Source organism: Allocoprobacillus halotolerans (assembly GCF_024399475.1).
Taxonomy (GTDB): domain Bacteria; phylum Bacillota_I; class Bacilli_A; order Erysipelotrichales; family Coprobacillaceae; genus Allocoprobacillus; species Allocoprobacillus halotolerans.
In genome coordinates, this window is record NZ_CP101620.1 from 2,532,551 (window position 1) to 2,558,635 (window position 26,085).

25 protein-coding genes and 5 pseudogenes are annotated in these 26,085 nt (G+C 31.5%); 2 read left to right on the top strand and 28 right to left on the bottom strand.

Annotation, left to right across the window (positions count from 1 at the left end; genetic code table 11):
• The 10 genes and pseudogenes from NMU03_RS15005 to NMU03_RS15055 form a co-directional block, all read right to left on the bottom strand.
• A complete protein-coding gene (locus tag NMU03_RS15005) occupies positions 1-996 on the bottom strand; it encodes a DNA-processing protein DprA (RefSeq protein WP_290139526.1) in 996 nt (331 codons plus the stop codon).
• Between the two features lie 142 nt (positions 997-1,138).
• The gene (ltrA, locus tag NMU03_RS15010; protein WP_290139528.1) at positions 1,139-2,455 is read right to left on the bottom strand and encodes a group II intron reverse transcriptase/maturase; all 1,317 of its coding nucleotides are present in this window, start codon (positions 2,453-2,455) and stop codon (positions 1,139-1,141) included.
• A gap of 523 nt (positions 2,456-2,978) precedes the next feature.
• Positions 2,979-5,615 (bottom strand): pyruvate, phosphate dikinase, encoded by a 2,637-nt coding sequence (gene ppdK, locus NMU03_RS15015; RefSeq protein ID WP_290139530.1) that lies wholly within the window; start codon positions 5,613-5,615, stop codon positions 2,979-2,981.
• A gap of 151 nt (positions 5,616-5,766) precedes the next feature.
• Positions 5,767-6,186: a DbpA RNA binding domain-containing protein gene (locus NMU03_RS15020; RefSeq protein WP_290139531.1), complete on the bottom strand. Its 420-nt coding sequence runs from the start codon at positions 6,184-6,186 to the stop codon at positions 5,767-5,769.
• Positions 6,187-6,263: 77 nt separating this feature from the next.
• Positions 6,264-6,770 carry a helicase-related protein gene (locus NMU03_RS15025; protein WP_353956706.1) on the bottom strand — a complete coding sequence of 169 codons (507 nt, stop codon included), beginning with the start codon at positions 6,768-6,770 and terminating at the stop codon, positions 6,264-6,266.
• A gap of 39 nt (positions 6,771-6,809) precedes the next feature.
• Positions 6,810-7,327, bottom strand: a pseudogene (locus NMU03_RS15030) (DEAD/DEAH box helicase); the annotation flags it as partial.
• A 158-nt stretch (positions 7,328-7,485) separates the two neighbouring features.
• Positions 7,486-8,079, bottom strand: a complete 594-nt coding sequence (locus NMU03_RS15035) for a glutamate ligase domain-containing protein (RefSeq protein WP_290142361.1) — start codon at positions 8,077-8,079, stop codon at positions 7,486-7,488.
• Positions 8,080-8,126: 47 nt separating this feature from the next.
• Complete coding sequence (locus tag NMU03_RS15040; protein ID WP_290139536.1) at positions 8,127-9,083, bottom strand: bifunctional folylpolyglutamate synthase/dihydrofolate synthase; 957 nt, start codon at positions 9,081-9,083, stop codon at positions 8,127-8,129.
• Position 9,084: 1 nt separating this feature from the next.
• Positions 9,085-9,449, bottom strand: a pseudogene (locus tag NMU03_RS17805) (cyclic-di-AMP receptor).
• Between the two features lie 57 nt (positions 9,450-9,506).
• Positions 9,507-10,694 (bottom strand): deoxyguanosinetriphosphate triphosphohydrolase family protein, encoded by a 1,188-nt coding sequence (locus NMU03_RS15055; protein ID WP_290139538.1) that lies wholly within the window; start codon positions 10,692-10,694, stop codon positions 9,507-9,509.
• Positions 10,695-10,753: 59 nt separating this feature from the next.
• On the opposite strand from NMU03_RS15055, the gene mutY reads away from it, so the two are divergent.
• Both mutY and NMU03_RS15065 read left to right on the top strand, forming a co-directional pair.
• Complete coding sequence (mutY, locus tag NMU03_RS15060) at positions 10,754-11,779, top strand: A/G-specific adenine glycosylase (protein ID WP_290139540.1); 1,026 nt, start codon at positions 10,754-10,756, stop codon at positions 11,777-11,779.
• A gap of 45 nt (positions 11,780-11,824) precedes the next feature.
• Positions 11,825-12,031 carry a hypothetical protein gene (locus NMU03_RS15065; RefSeq protein ID WP_290139542.1) on the top strand — a complete coding sequence of 69 codons (207 nt, stop codon included), beginning with the start codon at positions 11,825-11,827 and terminating at the stop codon, positions 12,029-12,031.
• On the opposite strand, the pseudogene NMU03_RS17810 reads toward NMU03_RS15065, so the two are convergent.
• The 18 genes and pseudogenes from NMU03_RS17810 to rsgA form a co-directional block, all read right to left on the bottom strand.
• A pseudogene (locus NMU03_RS17810) lies at positions 11,988-12,951 on the bottom strand (PhoH family protein). The gene NMU03_RS15065 and the pseudogene NMU03_RS17810 overlap by 44 nt on opposite strands.
• On the bottom strand, positions 12,911-13,714 hold the full coding sequence (locus NMU03_RS15085; protein ID WP_290139549.1) for a sporulation protein YqfD: 804 nt from the start codon (positions 13,712-13,714) through the stop codon (positions 12,911-12,913). Before NMU03_RS15085 ends, NMU03_RS17810 begins: the two are co-directional and overlap by 41 nt.
• Before the next feature lie 141 nt (positions 13,715-13,855).
• Positions 13,856-14,059: a YabP/YqfC family sporulation protein gene (locus tag NMU03_RS15090; protein WP_290139551.1), complete on the bottom strand. Its 204-nt coding sequence runs from the start codon at positions 14,057-14,059 to the stop codon at positions 13,856-13,858.
• Between the two features lie 58 nt (positions 14,060-14,117).
• Positions 14,118-14,300, bottom strand: coding sequence for a 30S ribosomal protein S21 (gene rpsU, locus NMU03_RS15095; RefSeq protein ID WP_087245930.1), 183 nt, complete (start codon positions 14,298-14,300; stop codon positions 14,118-14,120).
• Positions 14,301-14,411: 111 nt separating this feature from the next.
• Positions 14,412-15,062 carry a deoxyribose-phosphate aldolase gene (gene deoC, locus NMU03_RS15100; RefSeq protein ID WP_290139554.1) on the bottom strand — a complete coding sequence of 217 codons (651 nt, stop codon included), beginning with the start codon at positions 15,060-15,062 and terminating at the stop codon, positions 14,412-14,414.
• On the bottom strand, positions 15,034-16,221 hold the full coding sequence (locus NMU03_RS15105) for a Mur ligase family protein (RefSeq protein WP_290139555.1): 1,188 nt from the start codon (positions 16,219-16,221) through the stop codon (positions 15,034-15,036). Before NMU03_RS15105 ends, deoC begins: the two co-directional genes overlap by 29 nt.
• Before the next feature lie 2 nt (positions 16,222-16,223).
• A complete protein-coding gene (locus tag NMU03_RS15110; RefSeq protein ID WP_290139557.1) occupies positions 16,224-16,514 on the bottom strand; it encodes a Mur ligase domain-containing protein in 291 nt (96 codons plus the stop codon).
• Positions 16,501-17,807 (bottom strand): annotated as a pseudogene (gene mtaB / locus NMU03_RS18120) (tRNA (N(6)-L-threonylcarbamoyladenosine(37)-C(2))-methylthiotransferase MtaB). Before mtaB ends, NMU03_RS15110 begins: the two are co-directional and overlap by 14 nt.
• An 11-nt stretch (positions 17,808-17,818) precedes the next feature.
• Positions 17,819-18,553, bottom strand: a complete 735-nt coding sequence (locus NMU03_RS15125) for a hypothetical protein (protein ID WP_290139562.1) — start codon at positions 18,551-18,553, stop codon at positions 17,819-17,821.
• A 116-nt stretch (positions 18,554-18,669) separates the two neighbouring features.
• A pseudogene (locus tag NMU03_RS17815) lies at positions 18,670-19,320 on the bottom strand (RsmE family RNA methyltransferase); the annotation flags it as partial.
• Between the two features lie 109 nt (positions 19,321-19,429).
• Complete coding sequence (locus NMU03_RS15140; protein ID WP_290139565.1) at positions 19,430-19,654, bottom strand: type III toxin-antitoxin system ToxN/AbiQ family toxin; 225 nt, start codon at positions 19,652-19,654, stop codon at positions 19,430-19,432.
• Positions 19,626-19,865, bottom strand: coding sequence for a type III toxin-antitoxin system ToxN/AbiQ family toxin (locus NMU03_RS15145; RefSeq protein ID WP_290139567.1), 240 nt, complete (start codon positions 19,863-19,865; stop codon positions 19,626-19,628). Before NMU03_RS15145 ends, NMU03_RS15140 begins: the two co-directional genes overlap by 29 nt.
• 483 nt (positions 19,866-20,348) lie before the next feature.
• Positions 20,349-22,919: an ATP-dependent Clp protease ATP-binding subunit gene (locus NMU03_RS15150; protein ID WP_290139569.1), complete on the bottom strand. Its 2,571-nt coding sequence runs from the start codon at positions 22,917-22,919 to the stop codon at positions 20,349-20,351.
• 140 nt (positions 22,920-23,059) lie between these two features.
• Entirely contained in the window at positions 23,060-23,836 is a 777-nt protein-coding gene (locus NMU03_RS15155) for a DegV family protein (RefSeq protein ID WP_290139570.1), read from the bottom strand.
• A 1-nt stretch (position 23,837) separates the two neighbouring features.
• On the bottom strand, positions 23,838-23,966 hold the full coding sequence (locus NMU03_RS15160; RefSeq protein WP_290139572.1) for a DegV family protein: 129 nt from the start codon (positions 23,964-23,966) through the stop codon (positions 23,838-23,840).
• 14 nt (positions 23,967-23,980) lie between these two features.
• Complete coding sequence (locus NMU03_RS15165; protein WP_290139574.1) at positions 23,981-24,574, bottom strand: thiamine diphosphokinase; 594 nt, start codon at positions 24,572-24,574, stop codon at positions 23,981-23,983.
• On the bottom strand, positions 24,571-25,110 hold the full coding sequence (locus NMU03_RS15170; RefSeq protein ID WP_435372910.1) for a ribulose-phosphate 3-epimerase: 540 nt from the start codon (positions 25,108-25,110) through the stop codon (positions 24,571-24,573). Before NMU03_RS15170 ends, NMU03_RS15165 begins: the two co-directional genes overlap by 4 nt.
• A 96-nt stretch (positions 25,111-25,206) precedes the next feature.
• A complete protein-coding gene (gene rsgA, locus NMU03_RS15175) occupies positions 25,207-26,082 on the bottom strand; it encodes a ribosome small subunit-dependent GTPase A (protein WP_290139576.1) in 876 nt (291 codons plus the stop codon).
• Positions 26,083-26,085 lie beyond the last annotated feature (3 nt).

The following is a 26,085-nucleotide window of genomic DNA, read 5'->3' on the forward strand; positions in this document are numbered from 1 at the left end:
TTACTCATCCAAGAATTCATAGATAGACATTTGATCTATCAGAACTTCTTCTACCTCCTTAACCACTTCATTTTTTTCAATAATCTGATCAAGCGTCAACAATGATAAAATATCATCATAATTCATTTTAATAGCTCCCATTTCTAACAAACGAATATTTCCACCATAGCGGCTATCATCCAAAACCATTTGTTTAGTCCAATGATAATGGAAATTTTGAATCGTTGTAAACCAAACAGCCCCACTATTAATATGTGTTGCTGTAATAATTTGAACATCACTTAAGCCACAAACATAAATATTACGATCCAAAGCATTTGTAACATTAAAATACGCAAAAGGATCAACAGCACTTAACAATAACATACGTCCATCCTTAATATACTTAGAAAAAGATTTTTTCTTATCAAACATATGATCACTTACAAAACAAACGGCCTGACCTCCTAAATTTAAAAACGTTTTTAAAGCATAGGCATCTGTTCCTTTGGTTCCATTAGCAACCAGTACTTTTTCTTCATCATAAATCTTTGTGACTATATTTTTTGTATATGTGTTTAATCTTTTTTCAAGTTCTTGTGGTCCCACAACCGAAACCATATGATGCTCAGTCAACGACATATTCCCAACATAATATAAATATAAAGGCGCACGTTTTTTCAAGGTTGTAGCCAAAACTTTTGGATAATTTTCTTCATATTTAGTTGTGATAAAAATACCTTCATTTTCCAAATTAGCCAACGCAAATAACAAGTCATTAAGAGTTGTTAAACGTGCTATCATTTTATAAGCAATATATTCTTCTATTCCTAATATATCAATTAATGTATCTTTATTCATTCCAAATAATTTAGACGGCGTTTTTTTTGATGAACTCCTTAATTTGCGTTCAACATTATACCATTCATCTTGTGAAAGAGGTGCCGTATTATCTACAACTAAATCACCACAAAATAAAAGAACAGCTAAGCTATCTAAATTCAACTGTATTTTCATCAATACCACCTGCACTTTGAAATTATTATATCATAGTTAGTGTGATACGTCGATAATCGAGTAGGAGAAAATAAATAATTTTATATTTATTTTCGACCTCTCACACCACCGTACGTGCCGTTCGGCATACGGCGGCTTAAATCTATACTGAAATATGTTTTAACTGATATTGGGCTACCATTGATGGTAGTCCTTTTCTATATAATAAATCATTAGTTATTCTTGTTTGAAGAAATGTACTTGCACATCTTGCATATGATTTTCGACTGTTTGCCCAAGTTTTAGCTTGCCATGGTAATGCCCCTAACTTTCTTAGTTGCTTTTCTCTATTCCCTATGGTTTTCCATTTCTTCCATAAGTACATACGTATCCTAAATCTTATTTGTGCATCTAGTTTTCTACAGACTTTTATAAAATTTCCAATACGGTAATAGTTAATCCACCCATTTACAAGTTGTCTTATCTTAAGTATTCTATATTCCCACGATACTGACCAACTTCTATTTGTTAGTTTCTTTAGTTTTGTTTGCAGTGTTGCGATAGATTTCTCATGTGGTTTTGCTTTCCACATAGATGAAAAAGAGTCATAATAGAATCCAAATCCTAGATATTTAATATCATTAGGTTTGGAAACTTTACTTTTAGTCATATTTACTTTAAGTCCTAGTTTCTTTTCTATGAATTTACTAATGTTTTCCATTACTCTATCGGCGGCTTTACTGCTACCCACTAATATAATACAATCATCTGCATATCGTGTGAATCTTAGTCCTCGTGCTTCCATTTCCTTATCTAGTTCATTGAGAACTATGTTACTGAGTAGCGGACTTAGATTTCCACCTTGTGGTGTTCCTACGACTGACTCTTTATATTCATTATCAATCATAATCCCGCTTACTAGATATTTCCTAATTAGGGATACTATTTCTCCACTCTTTACATCTTTCATGACAAGTGAAATAAGTTTATCATGATTAACTGTATCAAAGAACTTTTCTAGGTCTATATCTACTATCCACTGATAGCCTTCATTCATATATTCCAATGCTTTGATGATTGCCATTTCGCAACATCTATTTGGTCTAAATCCAAAACTATTGTCACTGAATATTGGTTCATAGATAGGTATTAACACTTGGGCTATGGCTTGTTGGACAAATCTATCAAGTACTGTTGGCACTCCTAGATTTCGTATTCCGCCATCGGGTTTGGGTATTTCTACTCTTCTCACAGGTTGTGGCTTATATGTCTTGTTTCGTATACTGTCCTTAATTTCTTCTAGATGTTTATCTAAATAGTCTTTAAGTTCAGCTACTTCCATTCCATCTACTCCACTTGCACCTTTGTTTCGTTTGACTTGTGTAAATGCTAGTTCTAGATTAGTATCACTAAGCATTTCCTCAAGCAATGTGTTATCAGTTTTCATATTTTCGTTACCTCCATTTCTTTCGCTATCCATTATACTCACCTTCCCTACATTCTTCTTTCGGGTCTTCTAGTGTACTCGTCTATCTCCACGGTTTCGTATAATGAAATCAATTCAAAATTCAATAACTGATAGATTTATTCAGTCCTTCGCTCCATGACCATTACAGTCACTTCCTTACTACTACGACTTCTGCTGACTTCTCACTATTCGTTGTTACTGCTGTATCGCTAGTGAGACCTCCCGGGATAAGGTCATATCTCTTTCCTCCCATATATCCGCCACATTTACATATAATAGTCCTATTCCGCAACCTCTTATGACTTCGTGTTGTTTTGCACACTTGTCCCTATTATATGCCTGATGTGATTCGTGTTCCTCGGACCAGGACTTTGCCTCCATCTTCTTTCAGATTCCATCTCACGATAGACACCCTTGATATTGGCTAGTGGTTGGCAGTTGCGACATCGCCCCCACAGTGGACTTTCACCACCTAGATATATGCCATGCCCGGCATACAAAAAAGGTATGATAATCATCATACCTTTATTGCAAATTATTCAATTCCCATTTTTTCTTTAACAGCAGCTTGAGCAGCAGCTAAACGTGCTAATGGCACACGGAATGGAGAACATGAAACATAAGTTAATCCTAATTTATGGCAGAATTCAACAGTTGAAGCTTCTCCACCATGTTCACCACAGATACCAAGCTTGATGTCTGGACGAGTTTTACGACCTTTTTCAATGGCAATTTTCATTAATTCACCAACACCTTCTTGGTCAACTTTAGCAAATGGATCAGATTCGAAAATTTGTTTACTATAATAATCACCTAAGAATTTAGCTGCATCATCACGGCTGAATCCATAAGTCATTTGAGTTAAGTCGTTTGTTCCAAAGCTAAAGAATTCAGCTTCTTCAGCAATTTTATCAGCAGTTAATGCAGCTCTAGGAATTTCAATCATTGTACCAACTTTATATGGTAATTCAACACCAGCTTCTGCAATAATCTTATCTGCTGTATCACATACAACTTTCTTTACATATTTTAATTCATGAATATCTCCTACAAGAGGAATCATGATTTCTGGAACAACATTTTGTCCTTCTTTATTAACAGCAATTGCAGCTTCAATAACAGCTCTTGTTTGCATTTCAGCAATTTCAGGATATGTTACAGCTAAACGGCAACCTCTATGACCCATCATTGGGTTAAATTCTTTTAATGATTCAACACGTGCTTTTAAAGCATCGAAAGTCATTCCTAAGCTTTCAGCAAGTGGTTTAATTTCTTCATCAGTATGTGGTAAGAATTCATGTAAAGGTGGATCCAAGAAACGAATTGTTACTGGATAGATTTCCATAGCTTTAAATAATTCTTTAAAGTCACTTCTTTGATAAGGTAAAATCTTTTCAAGTGCTTCTCTTCTTGCTTCTTCTGTTTCAGCAGTAATCATACGTCTAAAGTTGAAAATTCTTTCTTCTTCAAAGAACATATGTTCTGTTCTACAAAGACCAATACCTTCAGCCCCGAATTTACGAGCTTGTAAAGCATCTCTAGGTGTATCAGCATTTGTACGTACTTGTAATTTACGTGCTTCATCAGCCCATTCCATAAATGTTTCAAAGTCACCACTAATTTCAGGTTCAACAGTTTTGATTTGTTCACCATAAACATTACCAGTGCTTCCATCTAATGACATATAGTCACCTTCATGATATTGTTTACCATCAGGTGTAGTTAAAATTTTGTTTTCTTCATCAATTTTTAATGAACCGCATCCACATACGCAGCAAGTTCCCATACCTCTAGCAACAACCGCAGCATGTGATGTCATACCACCACGAATAGTTAAGATGCCATGTGCAATGTTCATACCTTCAATATCTTCTGGTGAAGTTTCAAGACGAACCAACAAGATATCTTGAACACCATTTTTAGATGCTTCAATAACATCTTCAGCAGTAAAGTAAATACGTCCAGTTGCAGCACCAGGTGAAGCAGCTAAACCAGTTGCTACGACATGTGCACAACGTAATGATACATCATCAAAGTTAGGATGTAATAATTGATCTAATTGTTTTGGTTCAACTTTTAATAATGCTTCTTCTTTTGAAATCATTCCTTCGTTAACTAAATCAACAGCAATCTTTAATGCTGCAGCAGCAGTTCTTTTTCCGTTACGAGTTTGAAGCATGAATAATTTACCATCTTCAATTGTAAATTCCATATCTTGCATATCTTTATAATGATCTTCAAGAATTTTATTGATTTTTACGAATTGATCATAACAATCAGGCATAACGTCTTTTAATGTATCAATTGTTTGAGGTGTACGAATACCAGCAACAACGTCTTCACCTTGAGCGTTCATTAAGTATTCACCATATAATTTATTTTCACCAGTAGCTGGGTTTCTTGTAAAGGCAACACCTGTACCAGAAGTTTCACCACGGTTACCATAAACCATTTCCTGAACGTTAACAGCTGTTCCCCAGCTTCCAGGAATATCATTTAAACGTCTATAAGTAATCGCACGATCATTATTCCATGATCTAAATACAGCTTTGATAGCTTCCATCATTTGAACTTTAGGATCTTGAGGGAAATCTACACCAGCGTGTTTTTTATATTCCCCTTTATAAATTTCAACAACTTCTTGTAAATCTTCAGCTGTTAAATCAGTATCAAATTCAACACCTTTTTCTTCTTTAACTTTATCAAACATACGTTCAAATGAGCTTTTTGGGAACCCCATAACAACATCAGCAAACATTTGAATAAAACGACGATAACTGTCATAAACAAAACGAGGGTTTTGAGTAGCTTCAGTAAATCCTTTAGCCACTTCATCATTCATCCCTAAATTTAAAACTGTATCCATCATACCAGGCATTGAAGCTCTTGCTCCAGAACGTACAGAAACAAGTAATGGATTTTGAGCATCACCCATTGTCTTTCCTGTGATCTTTTCTAATTCAGCAAGTTTTTCATAAACTTGGTCTTCAATTTCTTTACTAATCATTTTTCCGTCTTCATAATATTTAGTACAAGCTTCAGTTGTAACAGTAAAACCTTGAGGTACTGGTAAACCAATATGTGTCATTTCTGCTAAGTTAGCCCCTTTACCACCAAGTAAGTTACGCATGTCTTTATTACCTTCACTAAATAAATAGACATATTTTTTCATATAACTTCCTCCTTTGTTAATACTTCACATATTATACACTATGTGAGTGCTTACATTCAATAAAAAAATGAAGAAATTCAAAAAAGTGATATTGCCTTCTTTTATGCAATATCACCCTTTTTTGTATTTTAATTGATTTATTCATCATTTTTTATTCTTCTTGAGCCAATTCCAAACGTACACGTCTTCCTTTTATTTTTTGATTATAACAATAATCAAGCACTTGTTTGGCAGCAGTAGGCGTTAAATTAACAAACGTAAACTTTCTTTTAATTGTAATATCTCCAATATCTTTTTTAGAAATTTGAGCATAGCGAATAAAAAACTCAATAATATCTTTAACATTCACTTTATCCATTGAGCCCACACTCATAAATAAACGTTGTTCTGTTTTATTTATATCATCCATTTCCTGATAATCATAACCAATACGCTGTGAATAGCACATCGCAAGTAAAGCAGCTAAAGCATCATTTTTCATATGCGAAGGAATATCTTTAGCAATCTTTTGAAAAGGCTCCAGATGTCCTTTCAACATTTTCTCTTGCACATCAAATAAAAGTTCTTTCATTTTTTGATTAAAAATATCCTCAATGGCTGGAATATCTAATTTTTCAATATGACTATGTGTATGCTTTTCAATGGCTTTTAAGAAATTCTTTTCACGAGGTGTGATAATTGAATAAGCTTCCCTTTTTTGTTAGCACGTCCAGTTCTTCCAATACGATGAATGTAAAGTTCTTCCTCTTGAGGTAATTCATAGTTAATGACATGAGAAATATTATCAACATCAATCCCTCTCGCTGCCACATCAGTCGCTACTAAATATTGAATCTGTCCTTTTTTAAATCTTTTTAATGTGTTCATTCTTTGATTCTGTGATAAATCACCATGCATTGCTTCAACATTATAATGTTTTTGTTGCATAGCAGCCACCACTTCATCTACAGAACGTTTTGTTTTACAGAAAATAATCGCATTATCCATTTCACGTGAATCCAAAATACGACACAACACTTCAAAACGACGATTGAGTTTGGTTTCAAAATAATATTGTGAAACAGTCGAAGCAGTCATTGTTTTAGCTTTAATTTGAATATGCTGATAATCTTCCTGCATATAAAAACTAGCAATCTTTTTAATATCATTTGGCATTGTTGCTGAAAACAAAACAGTGTGTCTTTGCTCAGGAACAGTTTGCAATATAGTTTCAATATCATCAATGAATCCCATATTCAACATTTCGTCAGCCTCATCTAAAACAAGCCATTCAACACAATCTAACTTTAATACTTTACGACGCATTAAATCTAAAACACGTCCTGGTGTTCCAACCACGATATTTGCACCTTTTTTAAGGTACGAATCTGTTTTTCAATTTCACTTCCACCATAAACACTCACAATTGATAAATTCGTATATTTTCCAATACGTCTTAATTCCTCATCAATCTGCAAAGCCAATTCACGTGTTGGTGATAAAATTAAAGCTTGAACATCTTTATTATGCTTTTCAATGCATGAAAGCAAAACACTTCCAAATGCTAATGTTTTTCCCGTACCTGTTTGTGCCTGACCAATAATATCATGTCCTTCTAATAAAACTGGAATAGCTTTTTCTTGAATAGGTGAAGGAATAACATAACCCATCATTTCAATTCCCTGTAAGACTTGTTTTGATAAACCTAAATCATAAAAAGTTTTTTGTTGCATATAAACCTCTCTTTCATCTACTCTTCATTACATTCACCTTCATTCGACAAAATCAAGGCAAACGTCATGCAAACTTTCAAAAGAAAAGTCAGGAAAAGATTTTCCCGACTGACTTTTCTAAAGGATAATACCATACTCTTGTCAAAAACACAACTTTTTTATTTTATTTTCTTTGCATATTGTAAAATATAGGGCCTCACTTGTGCTAAAAAATAAAGTGAGCCTGTTATAAAAACAACACCTTGATGCAAAAAAGCCTCGTCAATCGCTTGATGCCAATCTTTTTGAAGTTTAACCGGAAAATCTTCTGCCAGTTTTTCAACTGTCTGAGCACGGTAAAAATCAAACTCACAGACAGTAATATCATCCGTTAACTTTAATAATAATTCCATCATCGCATGAGTATCTTTATCTTTTAAAGCACTAAAAATAATCTTAATATTTGAATACTTACGTGCTGATTGATAAAAAGCTTCCATGCCTTCTTTATTATGGGCACCGTCAATAATCATCAATGGCTGTTTACAAACAATCTCAAAACGTCCAGCCCACATTGCCTCCTTCAAGCCATCTAATAATTGCTTATCACTAAAAGTCAAATAATCATATTCTTTTAAATACTCTAATATTTCTACTGCCAATGCACTGTTTTGACATTGATAAATAGCACTTGTCTGTAGAGTAATATGATGTCCTCGGTAATCATAAGTTAAAAAACCATCATGATTTTCAATATTTTGAATTTCTTGCACTTGTATCAATGGACTATGGTGCTGCTGACAAATATCTTCAAAGACATCTAGGCAAACTTGTTTTTTTCACCAGTTACAAAAGGTATCCCTTCTTTTACAATCCCTGCTTTTGTTCGTGCTATTTTTTCATATGTATCTCCTAAATAGTCAATATGATCCAATCCAATGTTAGTATTCGCACAAATCAAAGGAGAAACAATATTAGTTGCATCTAATTCGCCTCCCAATCCTACTTCAAAGATCGCAAAATCAACACGATGTTTTATAAAGAACATAATTGCAATAAAAACTTCTATTTCAAACATAGATAATTCATATTCCAACCATAAATCCATATATCTATTTGCATAAGTAATAATTTCATCTTCTTGAATATGTTGATCATTGATACGCATAATTTCTAAACGTGTGACAAGAACCGGCGAAGTAAATGTAGCAACTTTATATCCTGCTTTTTGTAAAACAGATCGCATATAATTTGTTGTTGATCCTTTTCCATTTGTTCCACCAATATGAATCGTCTTCAATAAAATTTGAGGAGTGCCCATATCTTGCATAAAATGTCGAAAATTATCCAAAGCATAAACACGCTGTTTTTGACTTGCAATAAAGTCATGGACTTGTTTATATTCAGTAAAACGTTTCATAATCTTATGATGATAAACAAGTTGATTATCTCTATCTGTCCTTTGAAAACCTAAAGATAGACATAACTCTTTCCACTGTACAAATGATTCAATATACAAATCATCCTGTGTTAATGTTATTGCCATATTTATCAATTGTCTGGCAATATCAACTCGTTGATTTTGTATCCAGAAATAAACAATCTTTTTAAAATCATAAATTCCGATGGCTCCAACAAGTTTTTGATCAAAAGCCCCAATAAACAATATATCTTTATGATAAGAAGCCATCATGATGTCCATTGAAAACTTTTGGTCATCATTAAATAACTGAGCAAATTCTTTGATTTCATGCCCTCTTAATACTCTTAATTCCACACTATTCTCCTTTACAAAGAAAAAACAGCCAAAGCTGTTTTTTAAATTTTTCAAAACGGTCGACATCAACAACAAAAACAGTTGCTCCACCAACCAATACATCTACCATGATCGGAGTAAAAAATTCTCCCATTTCAGTAGGTGGAACTGTAGGTTCCTTTTCTACACGTTTTCTTGCATGAGCCTTGATAATTTCAAGGGCTGGATCTACCTTATCATCGTTTGTTCCAATAAAAAAGTCGTATTTCCTTTCTTTAAAAAACCACCAGATGTTGCTAACTTCGTTACAAAGAAACCACCTTCAGTTAATGCTGTTTGAACTGAATTACTATCATCATTGTTTACAATTGCAATTATGAGTTTCATAGTCTTGCTCCTTTCTTTCTTCTATCTTATCACTTTTTTAAGATAAGTACAATTTTTTTAATAGTCTTCAATCATTTCACCATGTTGTCGTGGTAAAAAACGTTCTTCATAAAAACGCAAGGCATAACTGTCCGTCATACCTGAAAGATAATCACTGACAATTAATTCAATAGGAGTTTGTTGATAAACGGCACTCATTTTTTGTACATGAGCACAAATTCCCTTTTGAGGATAATGTTGATATTTTAAATCATCATATAAAACATTGTATAATTCCTTGACCATACGGGTTAATTTTTCATTTTCCTTTAATAATGTAGGATGATGATGAATATGTGTAGAAATAAAAGTAAATAAAACTTCTAATGCCTGAAAGACTTCTTTGGAAAACTCAAGATAAGGTTTATGATAACTATGAATGACCAAATCTCCAATCAAGCGATTAATAATAGCTTTATTATCTTTACCTAGCACCCTGATCACTTCTAATGGTAAATCTTCACTTGAAATAATCCCTACTTTTATAGCATCTTCAATATCTTTACCAACATAGGAAATAACATCAGAAATACGCACCACACAACCTTCTAATGTCATTGGTAGAATTTTCAAAGAATAATCTTTTTCATGCCAGCATTTTTCATATTCATTCCAAAATTGTTCAACTGTTTTTTGACAATCAGGACGATAAACTGGTGATAATATTTCTCCATTATGACATAAAATACCATCAATAACTTGTAAAGATACATTATATCCCATTCCATTTCTTTCAATAAAAAGCAAATTTCTAACACTATTAGCATTATGTGTAAAATAACCAAATTGTCTTTCAACAAGACAATCATTAATAGCTTTTTCACCAACATGCCCGTAAGGTGCATGTCCTAAATCATGTCCTAAAGCAATGGCTTCAATTAAATCAAGATTTAAATTCAAACCTCTACCAATTTGTCTGGCAATACGAGAAACCCATTGAACATGTAAAGAACGTTTCGTAATATAAACATTACTAAAAAATGATAAAGCTTGTGTTTTATCAACATAACGACTATAACTTTTAGAATATAAAACACGATCAATATCTTCTTCATAAGGCCATCGAATATCAAATTCTGTCCTTTCTTTCTTAGTATTTTTGACTTTAATACATTCACTGTTACGTGTTGCATAAGGTGATAACCTTTCATCAGCACGTTTTGTTTCCTTTAAAGAATCATGAATAATACGATCTTCAGCTTTCATTTATAAACACATCCTTTTTCTTTTTACATTTTTTATAGTATAATACAAGCGGTGATTTGATGCAAAACAATATACAAAACAATTTAATTTCATGGTACAACCAAAATCATCGTCATTTTCCATGGCGAGAAACAAATAATCCTTATTACATCTGGATTAGTGAAATCATGTTACAACAAACAACAACCGAGGCGGTCATTCCCTACTATATACGTTTTATTGAAACATTTGATACCATTGATAAACTTGCACAGGCTCCATTAGAAGAAGTTTATAAATTATGGGAAGGACTAGGATATTATCGTCGTGCCAAACATATTCATGAAACAGCAAAATTTATTGTAGAAAACTATCATGGGCAATTTCCAACAACCTATCAGGAAATTTTAAAATTAAAGGGAATTGGTCCTTATACTGCTGGAGCCATTTGTTCCATTGCATATGGTTTTTCAACACCTGCCATAGATGGTAATGTGTTAAGAATTATTTCGCGTCTATATGCCTTAACAGACAATATCGCTCTTAGTAAAACTCAAAAGAAGATTTCTCAAATTGTCAGCGAACTATTAACAGGATATGATGCATCAGCGTTTAATCAGGGATTAATGGATTTAGGAGCAACTATCTGTCGTCCTTTAAACCCACAATGCCAACAATGTCCAATCGCCTCTTTTTGTAAAGCAAAACAAACTGGACAAGAGAAAGTATTGCCCATTTCTATTAAAAATATAAAACATAAAGAACTGCAATATATTACAGGAATTATTACTTATCAAAATCAATATTTTATGGTTCAAAATCCTGCTGGATTATTAGAAAATCTCTATGGTTTTGTCCAATATGAAATAGAAAGTCCTTATCGTTTCATAGAAGAATTTGAGAAAGAATATGATATTCCCTTATCTTTGATTTCCTATCACGGACAAGTAAAACATGTTTTTACACATCGCACATGGCACATGCATATTTATCATTTTACACTTTCTCAACCATTACTTTCCATGTATGAATTAGATGATATTGCTAAAATTCCTGTTTCTACTGCTCATTTAAAAGTTTTAAAACAATATCTTAAACAGATTTAAAAAGTGGTTATTTTCATTTAAAATGGTACCTATAGAAAGGACAGTATGTTAACAGTACTGGCACCATCTATAGGTGCTTTTTTATTATCAACATTACTGATAGGTGCAACAATTATGGCAAAAGTATTTTCACAGGAAGAAATTGATATTTTAAACAAATCTCTTTTCATACTTTATAAAATAAAAACTGCTGAACAACGTCAACAGTTTACATATCATCATTTCTTTCATCATTTTCATAACATTCAATAATTCTTTGTACAACTGGATGTCTAACGACATCTAAAGCAGTTAAATGTACAAAACGAATACCTTTCACATCTTTTAAAATATGCATAGCTTTCTTTAAGCCACTACCTACACCTTTAGGTAAATCAATTTGTGTAATATCACCAGTAATAATCATTTTAGAATGAAAACCAAGTCTTGTTAAAAACATTTTCATTTGAGCATCTGTTGTATTTTGCGCTTCATCCAAAATAACATAAGCATCTTCTAGTGTACGTCCACGCATATAAGCCAGTGGTGCAATCTCAATAATACCTTTTTCAATATAACGTTCTGTTTTCTCTTGTCCTAACATATCATACAAAGCATCATAAAGTGGTCTTAAATAAGGGTCAACCTTTTCTTTTAAATCACCTGGTAAAAAGCCCAAACTTTCTCCAGCCTCAACAGCGGGTCTTGTCAAAACAATTTTTGGACTTCGTTATTCTTTAAAGCCTGAACTGCAAAAACAACTGCTAAATATGTTTTTCCTGTTCCTGCTGGTCCAATCCCAAACACAACATCATTGCGTTTCAATGCCTGATAATATTCTTTTTGTCCTAAGGTTTTAGGATAAATCAGTTTTCCATTAGAAGTACGTGCAATTTTAATTTGATACAGTTCATCAATCTTATCTAATTGATGATGTTTTGCTAGATTTAAAGAATAAATAATATCTCTTTGAGAAATTGTTTTACCCTGTTTAACAAGTGTCAATAAAGTACGAATCATATCTTCTACTTGTTGATTTTTTCTTCTGTATCATCCAATACAATTTCATCCCCACGAACAATCAGCTCGCATTGCATGGCTTCTTCTAATAAATGTATATTTTCTTCCTGACGACCAAATAATCTTGATATTTCATCCATCGTGCATGTTTGTAGTTTTAAGATTTTCTTCATTCTTTTCTCCTTTGACTGCAATATCTTCAATAAGAGTATAATGCATCTTTAACGTTATTTTACTACGACTCCTTGTCATTTGTAAAACATTTTCTTTATCAATAATAGCTCCTATAGGAATTTGACTTCGTATTTTTAATAAAAGCTGATAAAAGGCTTCAGCTCTATCTTGTTTAACATCACTCATACTTGCTTCATATTGATGAAAAGTATAAGCATAGACATGTCCTTCAACTGGAATAATCTTGGTTTTATTTTGTGTAGAAATAATCGTATTTTCAACTAATAAATCACCTTTTTTAACATAATCATTCTTTTTAACCACAACATTTCCACTTTTAACATCTAAAGATTGAATCATGCCATCTTGATTAGCATATAAATTACGATAATCATCTTTTTTAACACTTTCTTGTTTACGTTTTGTATATTCAACGTGAAAAACACTCCCCGTTTGATAAACATTTATATATTCAACCTTATTTTTATATATATCCTTTAATTGTAATAATAAATCATTTAATTCTTGATAATTTTGAAGTGGTTTAAAAAAAGTAATATTTTCTTTTTGTAATGTCTTTTGAATATCATGATTAAGTTCAGGTAAAGTTCCATCTATTTGTATATCAAAAATAAGATATGAAGATAGAAAAAGACTGATGAAGAAAAAAGCACACCAATAAAATTTAAGTGCTGTCTTGATAAGAAAAAAACATATTTCAATAATCCTACAGTTTTGATATATTGATAAGGATATTCCCATTTTCTTAAACTATATCTTTGATAGACGGGTAAATAAAAGAAAAAATGTGTATCATGTTTTTGCAAATGTAATAATTTCAGTTTCTTCTTTTTAACAAATATTAATAAAGCATAGATAAATGTTTCATCAACACTATAATAATCATACCCTATTTTCATCATACTCAATCACTTTCACATGTCCATGCAAACGGATTTCTTTTTGATCATAGTATTCCATCTGTAAATGATGTCCTCTAATAATCAAAGTATAATCACGCATTTGAATTTTAAAAACATGACTATCCATCAAGAAAACCTCAAGAAAATCATATATACATAAACTTTCCTTATCAACAATGAGCACAATACCACCTCAGTGGAATATATGATAAAAAACAAAAAAGAAGAACCAAAAGTTCTTCTTATCTTTGTTTACCTTTATTTTTTCTAGCAGCTTCTGATTTCATTTTACGTTTTAAACCAGGCTTAACATAAAATTCTCTTTTACGAGCTTCTGCAAGGGTACCTGTTCTAGAAACTTGTCTTTTAAAACGACGTAATGCATCATCTAATGATTCATTTTCTCTTACTACAGTTTTTGCCATATTGAACTTCCCCCTTTACTGACACGAAATACAAGCGTTATTATACCTTGATACTCACAGAAAATCAAGTTTTTTTATATATTTCACGCTTGATATTTTCATTTTTTTGCTTTATTCATGATTCATCAATGAAATCCCTGATGAAGTTCCAATACGTGTCGCACCAGCTTCGACCATAGCTTCCATATCAGCAAATGTTTTTACACCACCACTTGCTTTGACTTCACATTGATCTCCTACTGTTTTTTTCATTAAAGCAACATCATAAACAGTGGCACCACCTGTTGAAAAACCAGTTGATGTTTTTACAAAAGCCGCATGTGCTTTCATTGCTTGTTTACAAGCTATGACTTTTTCTTCATCTGTTAATAAGCATGTTTCAATAATCACTTTCACACAATGCCCTTGACTCGCATCAACAACATCTTGAATATCTTGATAAACCATTTCAATATCACCAGCTTTTAAAGCACCAATATTAATAACCATATCTACTTCATCAGCACCTTCTTCAATAGCTTTTTGAGTTTCAAATGCTTTCACAGTAGAAGTATTGGCTCCTAATGGGAATCCAATCACTGTACACACTTTGACATCGCTATCTTTTAAATATTCTGCACAATAGTTAACCCATGTTGGATTTACACAAACAGATGCAAAATCATATTGCTTTGCTTCTTCACATAATTTTGTAATATCATCTTTTGTTGCGTTTGCTTTTAAAACTGTGTGATCAATAAATTTGTTCCATTTCTTTTCCATCATCATCTTCTCCTTTAAAAATTTTATAAATTGCTTCTAAAGCAACATATTTATCTCCAGGATAAGGATCATTTCCAATGGCAGATGCCATAAACTGTTCATGTCCTTTCCCAAGAATCAAAATAATATCATTGCGATTAGCTATTTCAATAGCCTGTTCAATCGCAATACGACGATCTTCTATAATAACACTTACAGGTTTTTCAATATATTTTTGAATATCTAAACAAATATCTTGAATATCTTCATCTCGATTATCTTCAGCCGTTAAAATGACCTGATCACAATACTGATTTGCTAATTTACCAATCTTTTGTCGTTTATTGTAATTCTTTTTACCCGGTGCCCCAAATACAGCAATAATACGACCATCTTTTTTTACTTTTTGGGCAAATTGAAAGACTTTTTCAAAGCTTTTAGCATGTTGACAATAATCAACAATCACATGAAATGGATAAGGATGTTTTAAAAGTTCCATACGTCCATCTACACCTTGAACATTTTCAACCATATTAATGATTTGAGCTATTGGTATTTCTAACGCTAATAAAGCAGTAATGACAGCTAACACATTGGAAATATTGAATCGGCCCAAAATAGGTACAGAAACATGTCTCATTTCTTCATTAACCTGTAAATCAAATTCAGTATGATCAATAAAAATCTCAATATTTCTTGCCATGACATCTGCCCTATGTTCTATTCCATAAGTCAAAATATGACATTTTACTTCATCTTTAACCAGATTATAAAAACGTACTTCATCCGTATTTAAAATAGCATATCCTTTTTCATCAAGTAATGAAAATAATTTAGCTTTAGAAGCCATTAGATTTTCCATAGTTCCATGAAAATCAAGATGTTCTTCATAAACATTTGTAAAAATACCTATATCAAAATGAACACTATCAACTCTTTTTAATGCTAAACCATGACTGGAAACTTCCAATGTTACACCTTTCACATCTTTTTTAACCATATCATTTAAATGTCTTTGAAGGAAAATTGTTTCAGGTGTTGTATAAGGGCATTGTTCAATAATGCCAGCATATTCAATATTGTTAGTTCCAATATAGCCCATTTTTAAATATTTTGATAACGCATTTTTAATCATTAAAGCCACGATTGTTTTGCCACTGGAGCCAGTCACACCAATCATTGTCATCTTGTAACTAGGATGATCATAAAATAAATCGCAACCCTATTCAATTCATCTAAAACATTATCAACTTTAATATACAAAACATCTTTATGCTTAAATGTGAGAGGTTTAGAATAAACAATACATTTGGCACCTTGAAAAATAGCATCTTCAATATATTTATGTCCATCAACACTTAAACCATCAATACAAAAGAATATCGAATCTTTTCCAACATAACGTGAATCACTATAAATGGATTGAATTTTAAAATCAGCATCAACTGCAAATAATTCATTAATTTTCTTCACTCACAACACTTCCTATCAATATCGTATCTTGACATTCTTCAATCAACACACGATAAATATGCCCTACTGAATCTTTTGATAATTTTGTTTTCACTTTTAAATAATTCGATGCATGACCAATCATTGCATCACCATCAGGTTCTTCAATTAAGACTTCTAAAGTTTTTCCAATTTGCTTATAAGCAAAATCATGTTGTAATTGATGTGATAACTCCATCAATGTTTTCACTCTTTGATGTTTGGTTTTTCCATCTACCTGTTCTTTCATTCTAGCAGCTGGTGTGCCTTTTCGTGGTGAGTATGGAAAAACATGTAATTGGTTAAAATGCATCTCTTCAATCCATTTATATGTAGATTGAAAATCTTCATCTGTTTCACCAGGGAAACCAACAATCACATCAGTTGTAATAGATAAACTTGGTAACTTAACTTTAAGTTCCTGAATTTTTTGAGCGAATTCTTTCGTTGTATAATGACGATTCATCTTCTTTAAGATTTTATCACATCCTGATTGAATAGGAATATGTAAATGATCAACAATGATTGGAGATGTCGCAATTAAATCAATGATTTCATGAGTGATTTGACTCATTTCAATAGATGAAATTCTCAGTCTTTTTAACCCTTTAACTTGTGTAGTTAAATCAACCAATAAATCATAAAAACTATAATCATCAAAATCTTGACCATAGCCAGCTGTATGAATACCTGTTAAAACAATTTCAACAAAACCATGTTCCACTAATTTTTGAGCTTGTTTTAAAACACTATCTTTATCTCTTGAACGAATTCTCCCCTTGCATAAGGAATAATACAATACGTACAAAAGTTATTGCAACCATCTTGAATCTTTAAAAAGGCTCGTGTATTTCTTGTAAATTCATCAATATCTAAATCTTCAAAACGTGATAGTTTCATCACATCTGCCACATGAATAACAGTTTGTTTCGTACGTCTATATTCTTCGACAAATTCCACAATACGATTTCTAAACTGCGTTCCTAAAACAACGCCAACTCCTTCAATTTGAGCGACCTCTTCACTGGCTACTTGACTATAACATCCCACAACACATACTGTCGCTTGAGGGTTTTGTCGAATCGCTTTACGAATCATTTGACGTGATTTAGAATCACCCGTATTGGTTACAGTACATGTATTTATCACATACACATCAGCCAATTCTTTAAAATCAACACTCTCATATCCGGCATCATGAAAAAGCTTCAGCATTGCTTCCGATTCATACGTATTGACTTTACAACCCAATGTTAAAAATGCAACTTTTTTCATAAAAATCCTTTCTACTTATATTTCTTAATAATTTTCTTATAATTTTTTAAAGATATATATTCTAAATCTTTCAATTTTTCTAAACAATCACGATATAAATAATTTTCAATATCATAAGCAATCTGTTTCACATCATCTAATAATACATCACATTTAGCTTTATCATCTTGAATAATCACTTTATTTAAAAATTCATGATTATCTTTTTTAAAGATATAAATTGTTTTTAACGGATCAAAATACATACAAATATGACGTTCATCTTCATAAACATTTTGCAAAGATGTAAAACCTGTTCGAAAAATACCATAACCATACATATCAATAGGTGTTTGCAGATTAACTTGAAAATTTTGAACATATTCACGATGTTGTTTTAATAATAACATTTGATAATCATGTGTATATCGTTGATTGACAAAAGGTTCAAGATATGGAATATAAATCGTTACTTGACTTTCTTGATCAACAAAATGTGGTGCTGTTTCTAGTAATTTAGCAATATCATTATTAAACATTTTTCGTTTTTCATCATAATTTAAATAATCTAATAAATCATAATGTTGATTTAAAAAAGCTTCATATATATTTTCAATTTGATTTTGTGTTAATAAACCACGATAAATAATTTCATATGAAAATAAATCAAATGCAGATTTGATCTTAGAAGATAAACCCATCTTTTCTAGAAAAGAACGATGATTTTCTATATCTTGATATAATTGTGTTTGAGAAAGTAATATCAACTCCTATCTTATTCAAACTTTCTATAAATCCCATGATGACATCAACTCCCTACTAAATCCTATGACACTTAACATGTATAACGGCGCTGTTTCACTGCGTAAAATTCTTTTTCCTAATGCACAGCTTTCAAAACCATAATCCTTCATTTTTACAATTTCACTTTCATCAAAGCCACCCTCAGGCCCAATCACAATGGTGATAGATTGATAATTCTTTTGCAATGCTTTTTCAAAGGTCGTTTTTTCACCTTGACGACTTTCTTCTTCATAAGCGACTAGATTCACATCACTTAAATAATCTTTTAATTGTGATAGTTTCGCTAATGATGTTAATTCAGGTATTCTTTGACGACAAGATTGTTCACTCGCTTCTTTTAAAATACGTAAATAACGTTCACGCTTTTTTCAAAGTTTTTTTCATCTGTTTTAATAACACTACGCTTTGATAAAAATGGAACAATTCTTGAAACACCTAATTCTGTAGCTTTTTGTAATACCCATTCAAATTTATCATTTTTAGGTAAGCCATAGATTAAAGTCACTTCAACATCTAATTCGTTATTCTCTATTAATTCTTCTTTTTGTTGGAGAATACCTTTTTCTATATCCATAATTTCATATATGTAAACATGCTGATCAGGTAAAATACAAATCACTTGATCACCTTGACGATAACGCATGACACGTTGCATATGTTTATGATTATAAGGGTCAATATGAATCAATGTTCCCTCTATATTTTTATCATCTATAAAATATCTTTGCATAACTTCCTCCTTTGGCTATTTTAACATATTTTATAAGATATAAAAAGGAAAAAGAAATGCTCTTTTTCTATGAATCGACCTTTTCTTCATATGAAACTTTTATTGAATATTATTTTTCTGTATTTTTGGAATATTCAATACATTTTTGTTCTAATAACTTTAAATCACAACATCTGTTTTTTATTCTTCGTGGTAGTGTATCATTTATTCTATTTTCATAGAGTTTCTTTGCTTTATATCTTAGATTCACACCATGACGATTCAACCAATGTAATTGATTTCTTAATAAAATTCTATACTTTCTCTCATGTGTCATCAATATGAATATTTGCATACTTATACTCACCATCGATTACAGGTATCATATTATTGAGATTAATAGCTCCAAGTTTACCACGATCAATCTTATAAAAATCTATTTGATTTTTCATAAGCATATGTTTTGCCTTAGGAGATGAAAGAGGCGCAAAATATTTACATGAATTGATTTCAAACAAAACACCCACAAAACGTCTCAATTTTTTTGTACCTAAATTATAACTCACTCTATAATCAAATTGTCTTAAATAGTCACAATATTGACTACTACTAACCTATACATTTCATTATTTTTGCTCATACTGTTTTTCCTAATAAATAAGGACTAGAGTTTATTTCTCTAGTCCAACTTTTTTGTTCCCTCTTTATGATGGTGGGGATCACCGCTTTTTTGATACATTTTGTATCTTTTTTAGAACTGTTTTTAATTGGAACAGAAAAACCAATTTTGATACATTCCAATACCTCTATCAGTATACCCATAATACTACAAAATTTCTCAGAATTCAAAGATCTATATTTTAAATTCATTATAATATTTTAAGCCAAATAAAATGTTACCACAAATTTTATCAATTCTTTCAACATACATAATATCATAAATAATCAATATTATTATTCAATTTCAATAATAGTTGATAACAAATTTTGTATTTTATGAACTTATAAAATAAAGGTTAGTAAAATCATCTTCTACTAACCTGTTTATCTTATACCTTTTGAATCACAAATTGTTGATTTTGATAATCAATCATAATGTTATCATCTTTTTGAATTGTTCCTTTAATCATTTCTTTTGCGACTAATGTTTCAATATGACTTTGAATAAAACGTTTTAAAGGTCTTGCACCAAATGTTGGATCAAATCCTTCTAATGCAATTTCTTCTTTCGCTGCCTGAGAAACTTGAACAGAAATATTTTGTTGTTCTAGACGAGAAGAAAGTTGCCCAATAAACTTATCAATAATCTTATAAACAATTTGATGATCTAATGAGTTAAACATAACAATTTCATCTATACGATTTAAAAATTCTGGTTTAAAATGGGCTTTTAATTCCATTTCCACTTGTTTTCTTGTTTCTTCATTATTACCTTGTAACAAATATTGAGAACCAATATTAGAAGTCATAATGATAATGGTATTCTTGAAGCTAACAACATTTCCTTTAGAATCAGTTATACGACCATCATCTAAAACTTGTAATAAAACATTAAAGACTTCAGGATGAGCTTTTTCAATTTCATCCAATAAAACAATACTATATGGTGCACGTCGAACAGCTTCTGTTAACTGTCCGCCTTCTTCATAACCAACATATCCTGGAGGTGCTCCTAATAAACGAGATACACTAAACTTTTCCATATACTCACTCATATCAATACGGACTATATTTTTCTCACTATCAAATAATTGTTCAGCTAAACTCTTTGCGACTTCAGTTTTTCCCACTCCTGTTGGACCTAAGAACATGAATGAACCAATTGGTCGATTTTCATCATTAATACCAGCACGTGATCTTAAAATCGCATCACAGATTTTTTCAATCGCTTCATCTTGTCCAATGACTCTTTTTCTTAATGTATCATCAAGATGTAATAATTTTTCTCTTTCGGATTCCATTAATTTTTGAATAGGAATACCTGTCCATCTGGCAATCACTTCACTAACTGTATCAACACTGACTTTTTCTTGTAACAAGGCATCATCTGATTCTTGAGATTGATAATCAGCAATTTCTTTATTAATACGAGGTAATGTTTCGTATTTGATTTTTGAAGCTTCTTCTAAATTACCTTCCGTTTCATATTTATCCTTTAAAGCTTCATATCTGACTTTTTGATCTTTTAATTCTTTAATATGATCCAAAGCCTTCTTTTCGTCTTTCCATTTGTCTGTTAATCCTGTCACCTGTTCATCTAAAGATGCAATACGACTTTTAATTTCATCTAAACGTTTTTCATTATCTGCATTTTTATCTTCTTTTTCAATGGAAATACGTTCCATTTCCAAACGATTCTTTTCTCTTGTAATAACATCTAATTCTTCAGGTAAAGAATCAATTTCCATACGTACAGAAGCACAAGCTTCATCAATCAAATCAATCGCTTTATCTGGTAAAAAACGATCAGTAATATAACGTTCACTCATATTCACAGCTGCCACAATAGCACTATCTGTAATTTGTACACCATGATGAGATTCAAAACTATCTTTTAATCCACGTAATATTGCGATTGTATCATCACTATCAGGTTCATCAACTTGAACTTTTTGGAAACGTCTTTCTAAAGCAGCATCTTTTTCAATATACATACGATATTCATCTAAAGTTGTGGCTCCAATACAATGCAATTCTCCACGTGCTAACATTGGTTTTAATAAGTTTGCTGCATCCATAGCACCATCTGTTTTTCCAGCACCAACCAATTGATGAATTTCATCAATAAATAAGATGATATTTCCTTCAGATTTTTTAATTTCATTTAAAACTGCTTTTAATCTTTCTTCAAATTCACCACGATATTTTGCTCCAGCGACTAATGCGCCTAAATCAAGTTCATACAATGTTTTATTTTGTAAGCTGACAGGCACATCATTTTTAAAGATACGCCATGCCAAACCTTCAACAATAGCTGTTTTCCCTACACCTGGTTCACCGATTAAAATAGGATTGTTTTTTGTTTTACGTGAAAGAATTTGAATGACACGTCTAATTTCTTCATCACGTCCAATAACTGGATCTAATTTTCCATCTTTTACATCTTGAATTAGATCTCTACCATATTTTGTTAAAACTTCATATTGATTTTCTGGTTGTGGATTATCGACCATATTGCCACCTCGCATTTCTTTAATAATCTTTTCAATTTCTTTTTTATTTAAATGATATTGGCGAATCATATCTTGAATAAAACTTGATTGCACTTCAAACATTGCCATAATCAAATGTTCAACACTTGTATATTCATCTTTATAGTCACTCATCACTTTTTGAGCTTTGATGAATAATTGATTTAAATCATATGAAATTCTCATTTGACTTTCATCAATACCATTGACTCTTGATTTTTGTTGTTGTTTATTTCTTAAAAATGTTGTTAACTGCTGAATATTTACATTTGCTTTAGAAAGTACACGATAGAAGATACCACTTGTATCTTCTAATAAAGCCAAAAGAAAATCTTCCACATCAACAACTTGACAAGACATACCTAAAGCTTGTTGCATTGCCTTTTGCATAGCTTCTTGCATGGCTGTTGTCCATTTTTCAATATTCATATCGATCACTCCTTTAGCACTCTTTATACTCAAGTGCTAACTATAGTATAGCACGTTTTTTAGCACTGTCAACAATAAAGTGCTAAAATTATATTTCTTTTTTAGCTTGTTTCGTTTTTTGAAAACTATACAAAAAATCTTTAGGAATTATTCCTAAAGATCATATTTTTTAATATACCGACTCCAATTGGATAAGGTCCAGTATGCACACCAATGGTAGCACCAATTTGTTGAATCAAAATAGGCACATCATAATCAGGAAAAGCTTGCAATAAAGCTGTCTGTAACTTTTCTTTGAATACTTCTCCTTCTACACGATCATAACCATAGCCAACACAAAAACGATAATCACAAGGAGAAAGTTGATTGTCTTTAAAATATTGAATTGTTTTTTCTAATACTTTCTGTTTAGATTTTTCTCGACCACGTGTGACACCCACCGCAAAGATTTCACCATCATGAAGAACAATCAAGGGACGAATGCCCAATGTTTTTGCTGCTACACCTGCAACTTTTCCAATTCTACCACCATGAATCAAATATTCAAAATTACCTACAGTAAAGAAAATACGTCCTGTTGTTTTGATTTCTTCGATTTTTTGTATAACTTCATCATAAACAAGACCGTTTTCTTTCATTTTAGCAGCTTCAATCACTAATAATCCTTGTAAAACAGTATTTACAGTTGCATCGATAATTGTGATACGACGTTCTGGGTATTTGTCTTCTAGCATCATTTTGGCATTCATGGCACTATTATATGAACCAGAAAATTTTGTTGTAATACAAATGCAAATAATATCTTCTTGTTGATCTAAAATTTTAGTAAATGTCTGTATGTAATCTTCAATGGAAGGCATGGATGTTTTAGGAAAGACATCTTTATGATCAACCATGTATTGATAAAAAGCATGCACTTCAATATCTTTTTTCTTTTTGATGGTGAACACCATCAACCGTAATATAAAATGGTACAACCTGAATATGATATTTTTCAACAAGTGATTGTTCTAAATCACATGAACCATCTGAAACTATTTGATACATATTTCCTTCCTCCTTTATGATCGAGATTGAATGAAAAGTATGGTTTGACTATTTTCAATATAAGCATATTCGCCATTCATTTGATTAGATACACATAGTGGATCATTTCTTTTTAAATGATAGTGCTGTAATGGATAATGACAATCAGTTAAAGTTATAACACTTTCATCAAAGGCAAAGATAGAAAAATAATAATACTGTTCCTTAAAAATTTGATGCTTACCAGGTTTTAAAACAAAGATTTTATTCCATTCATCATAAACAGTTATTGCTATATCCTGATATTTTTCTAATAGACATAAAACAGCCATAAAATGATCCATTCTTTGATGTGTAACACCATATAAATCAATACAATCATAACCATGATCAATAGCATATTGAATAGCTAAAGCTGTATCTGTGTCATCTTTAATGCTGGAATAACGTCGAATCTGAAGATGATTTAAAATATTATCATCTTCAATTGAATCCATATCTCCAATAGCAATGATTGGTGTAATACCTTGATGATAAAGATGGTAGACACCTTGATCAACCCCAATATAATCAATTGTATCATCATGAACACAACCAACATTCATGCTACCATAAATTCCTATTTTCATTTTAATGAATCAATTGCAGCCTTTCGATTTTCAGCATGAAAAACATAACTTCCAGCTACTAAAACATCTGCTCCAGCTTGTTTACATAATAACCCTGTAGAATCATTGATACCACCATCCACTTCAATCAAAAAGGAATGATTTTGACGCAACTTGCAAAGTTGTTGAATCTTGGCTAATGCCTGTTCTTGAAATTTCTGTCCACCAAAACCTGGTTCTACACTCATAACCAAAATCAAATCCAACATATCTAAATACGGAAGCAGTGATTCAACTGGTGTAGCCGGTTTGATACTTAAACCAACATCAATACCTTGCAAATGTACATGTTGAATAAACGCTTTGACTTCTTCTTCACTATCAAATGCTTCTATGTGGGCTGTTATTAATGATGCATGAGCTTGAATAAATTCATCAACATATTTCATTGGCTTTTCAATCATTAAATGAACATCAAGATATAAATCTGTCACTTTTGAAATATCATTTAAAATACTATATCCAAAAGAAATATTAGGAACAAAATGTCCATCCATGACATCATAATGGATCCAATCAGCTCCACATTCTTTGATAGAGTCTAAATTTTTTTTAACTCAGCAAAATTTGCCGATAAAACTGAAGGTGCTACCTTAACCATATTTTTTCTCCTTTAATAACTTACTTTCTTTTAAGAATGTTAAATAGTGTTCATATCTTGAAGCAGCAATCTCACCATTTTCAACTGCTTCTTTAACAGCACAATGAGGTTCGCTTTCATGTAAACATCCTCGAAACTTACACTGTTTTGAAAGTTTAGCAAAATCATGATAACTTTGGGCTAATTCAGTTGGTTCAATCTTTAATTCCAATGATGAAAAACCAGGTGTATCAGCCACATAACCATCATACATCGCAATTAATTCCACATGTCTAGTCGTATGTTTCCCTCGACCTAAAGCTTTAGAAATCTCATTGGTATCAATCTGTAAATGAATATCTAAAGCATTCAGTAAACTTGATTTTCCAACTCCACTTTGCCCCGTAATCACTGTTATTCGATCTTTAAAAATCTTTTTCACTTCTTCTATTCCTTGTTTTTCCTTAGAACTCACATAAATAACATGATATCCAGCCTCTTCATAAGGCTTCATTAAACTATGAATATGACTTTCATCAACCAAATCCATTTTGGATATACAAATCACTGGTTGAATTTGAAGATGCTCAATTAAAATCAAGAAACGATCCAACAACAAAAGATTCATATCTGGCTCTTTTGCTGAAAAAACAAGTAAAGCTTGATCAACATTACAGATAGGTGGACGAATCAAACTATTTTGACGTGGCAACAGACGTAAAATATAGCCCTCAGTTTCATTTTCAATTGAGAATTCACAATAATCTCCAACTAACGGTTTTAATGCATCTTTTCTAAATTTCCCACGTGCTTTACATTGATAGACCTGTCCATTAGATTCTACATAATAAAATCCTGCAAGTGCTTTAATAATTTGTCCTTTTTGCATTTA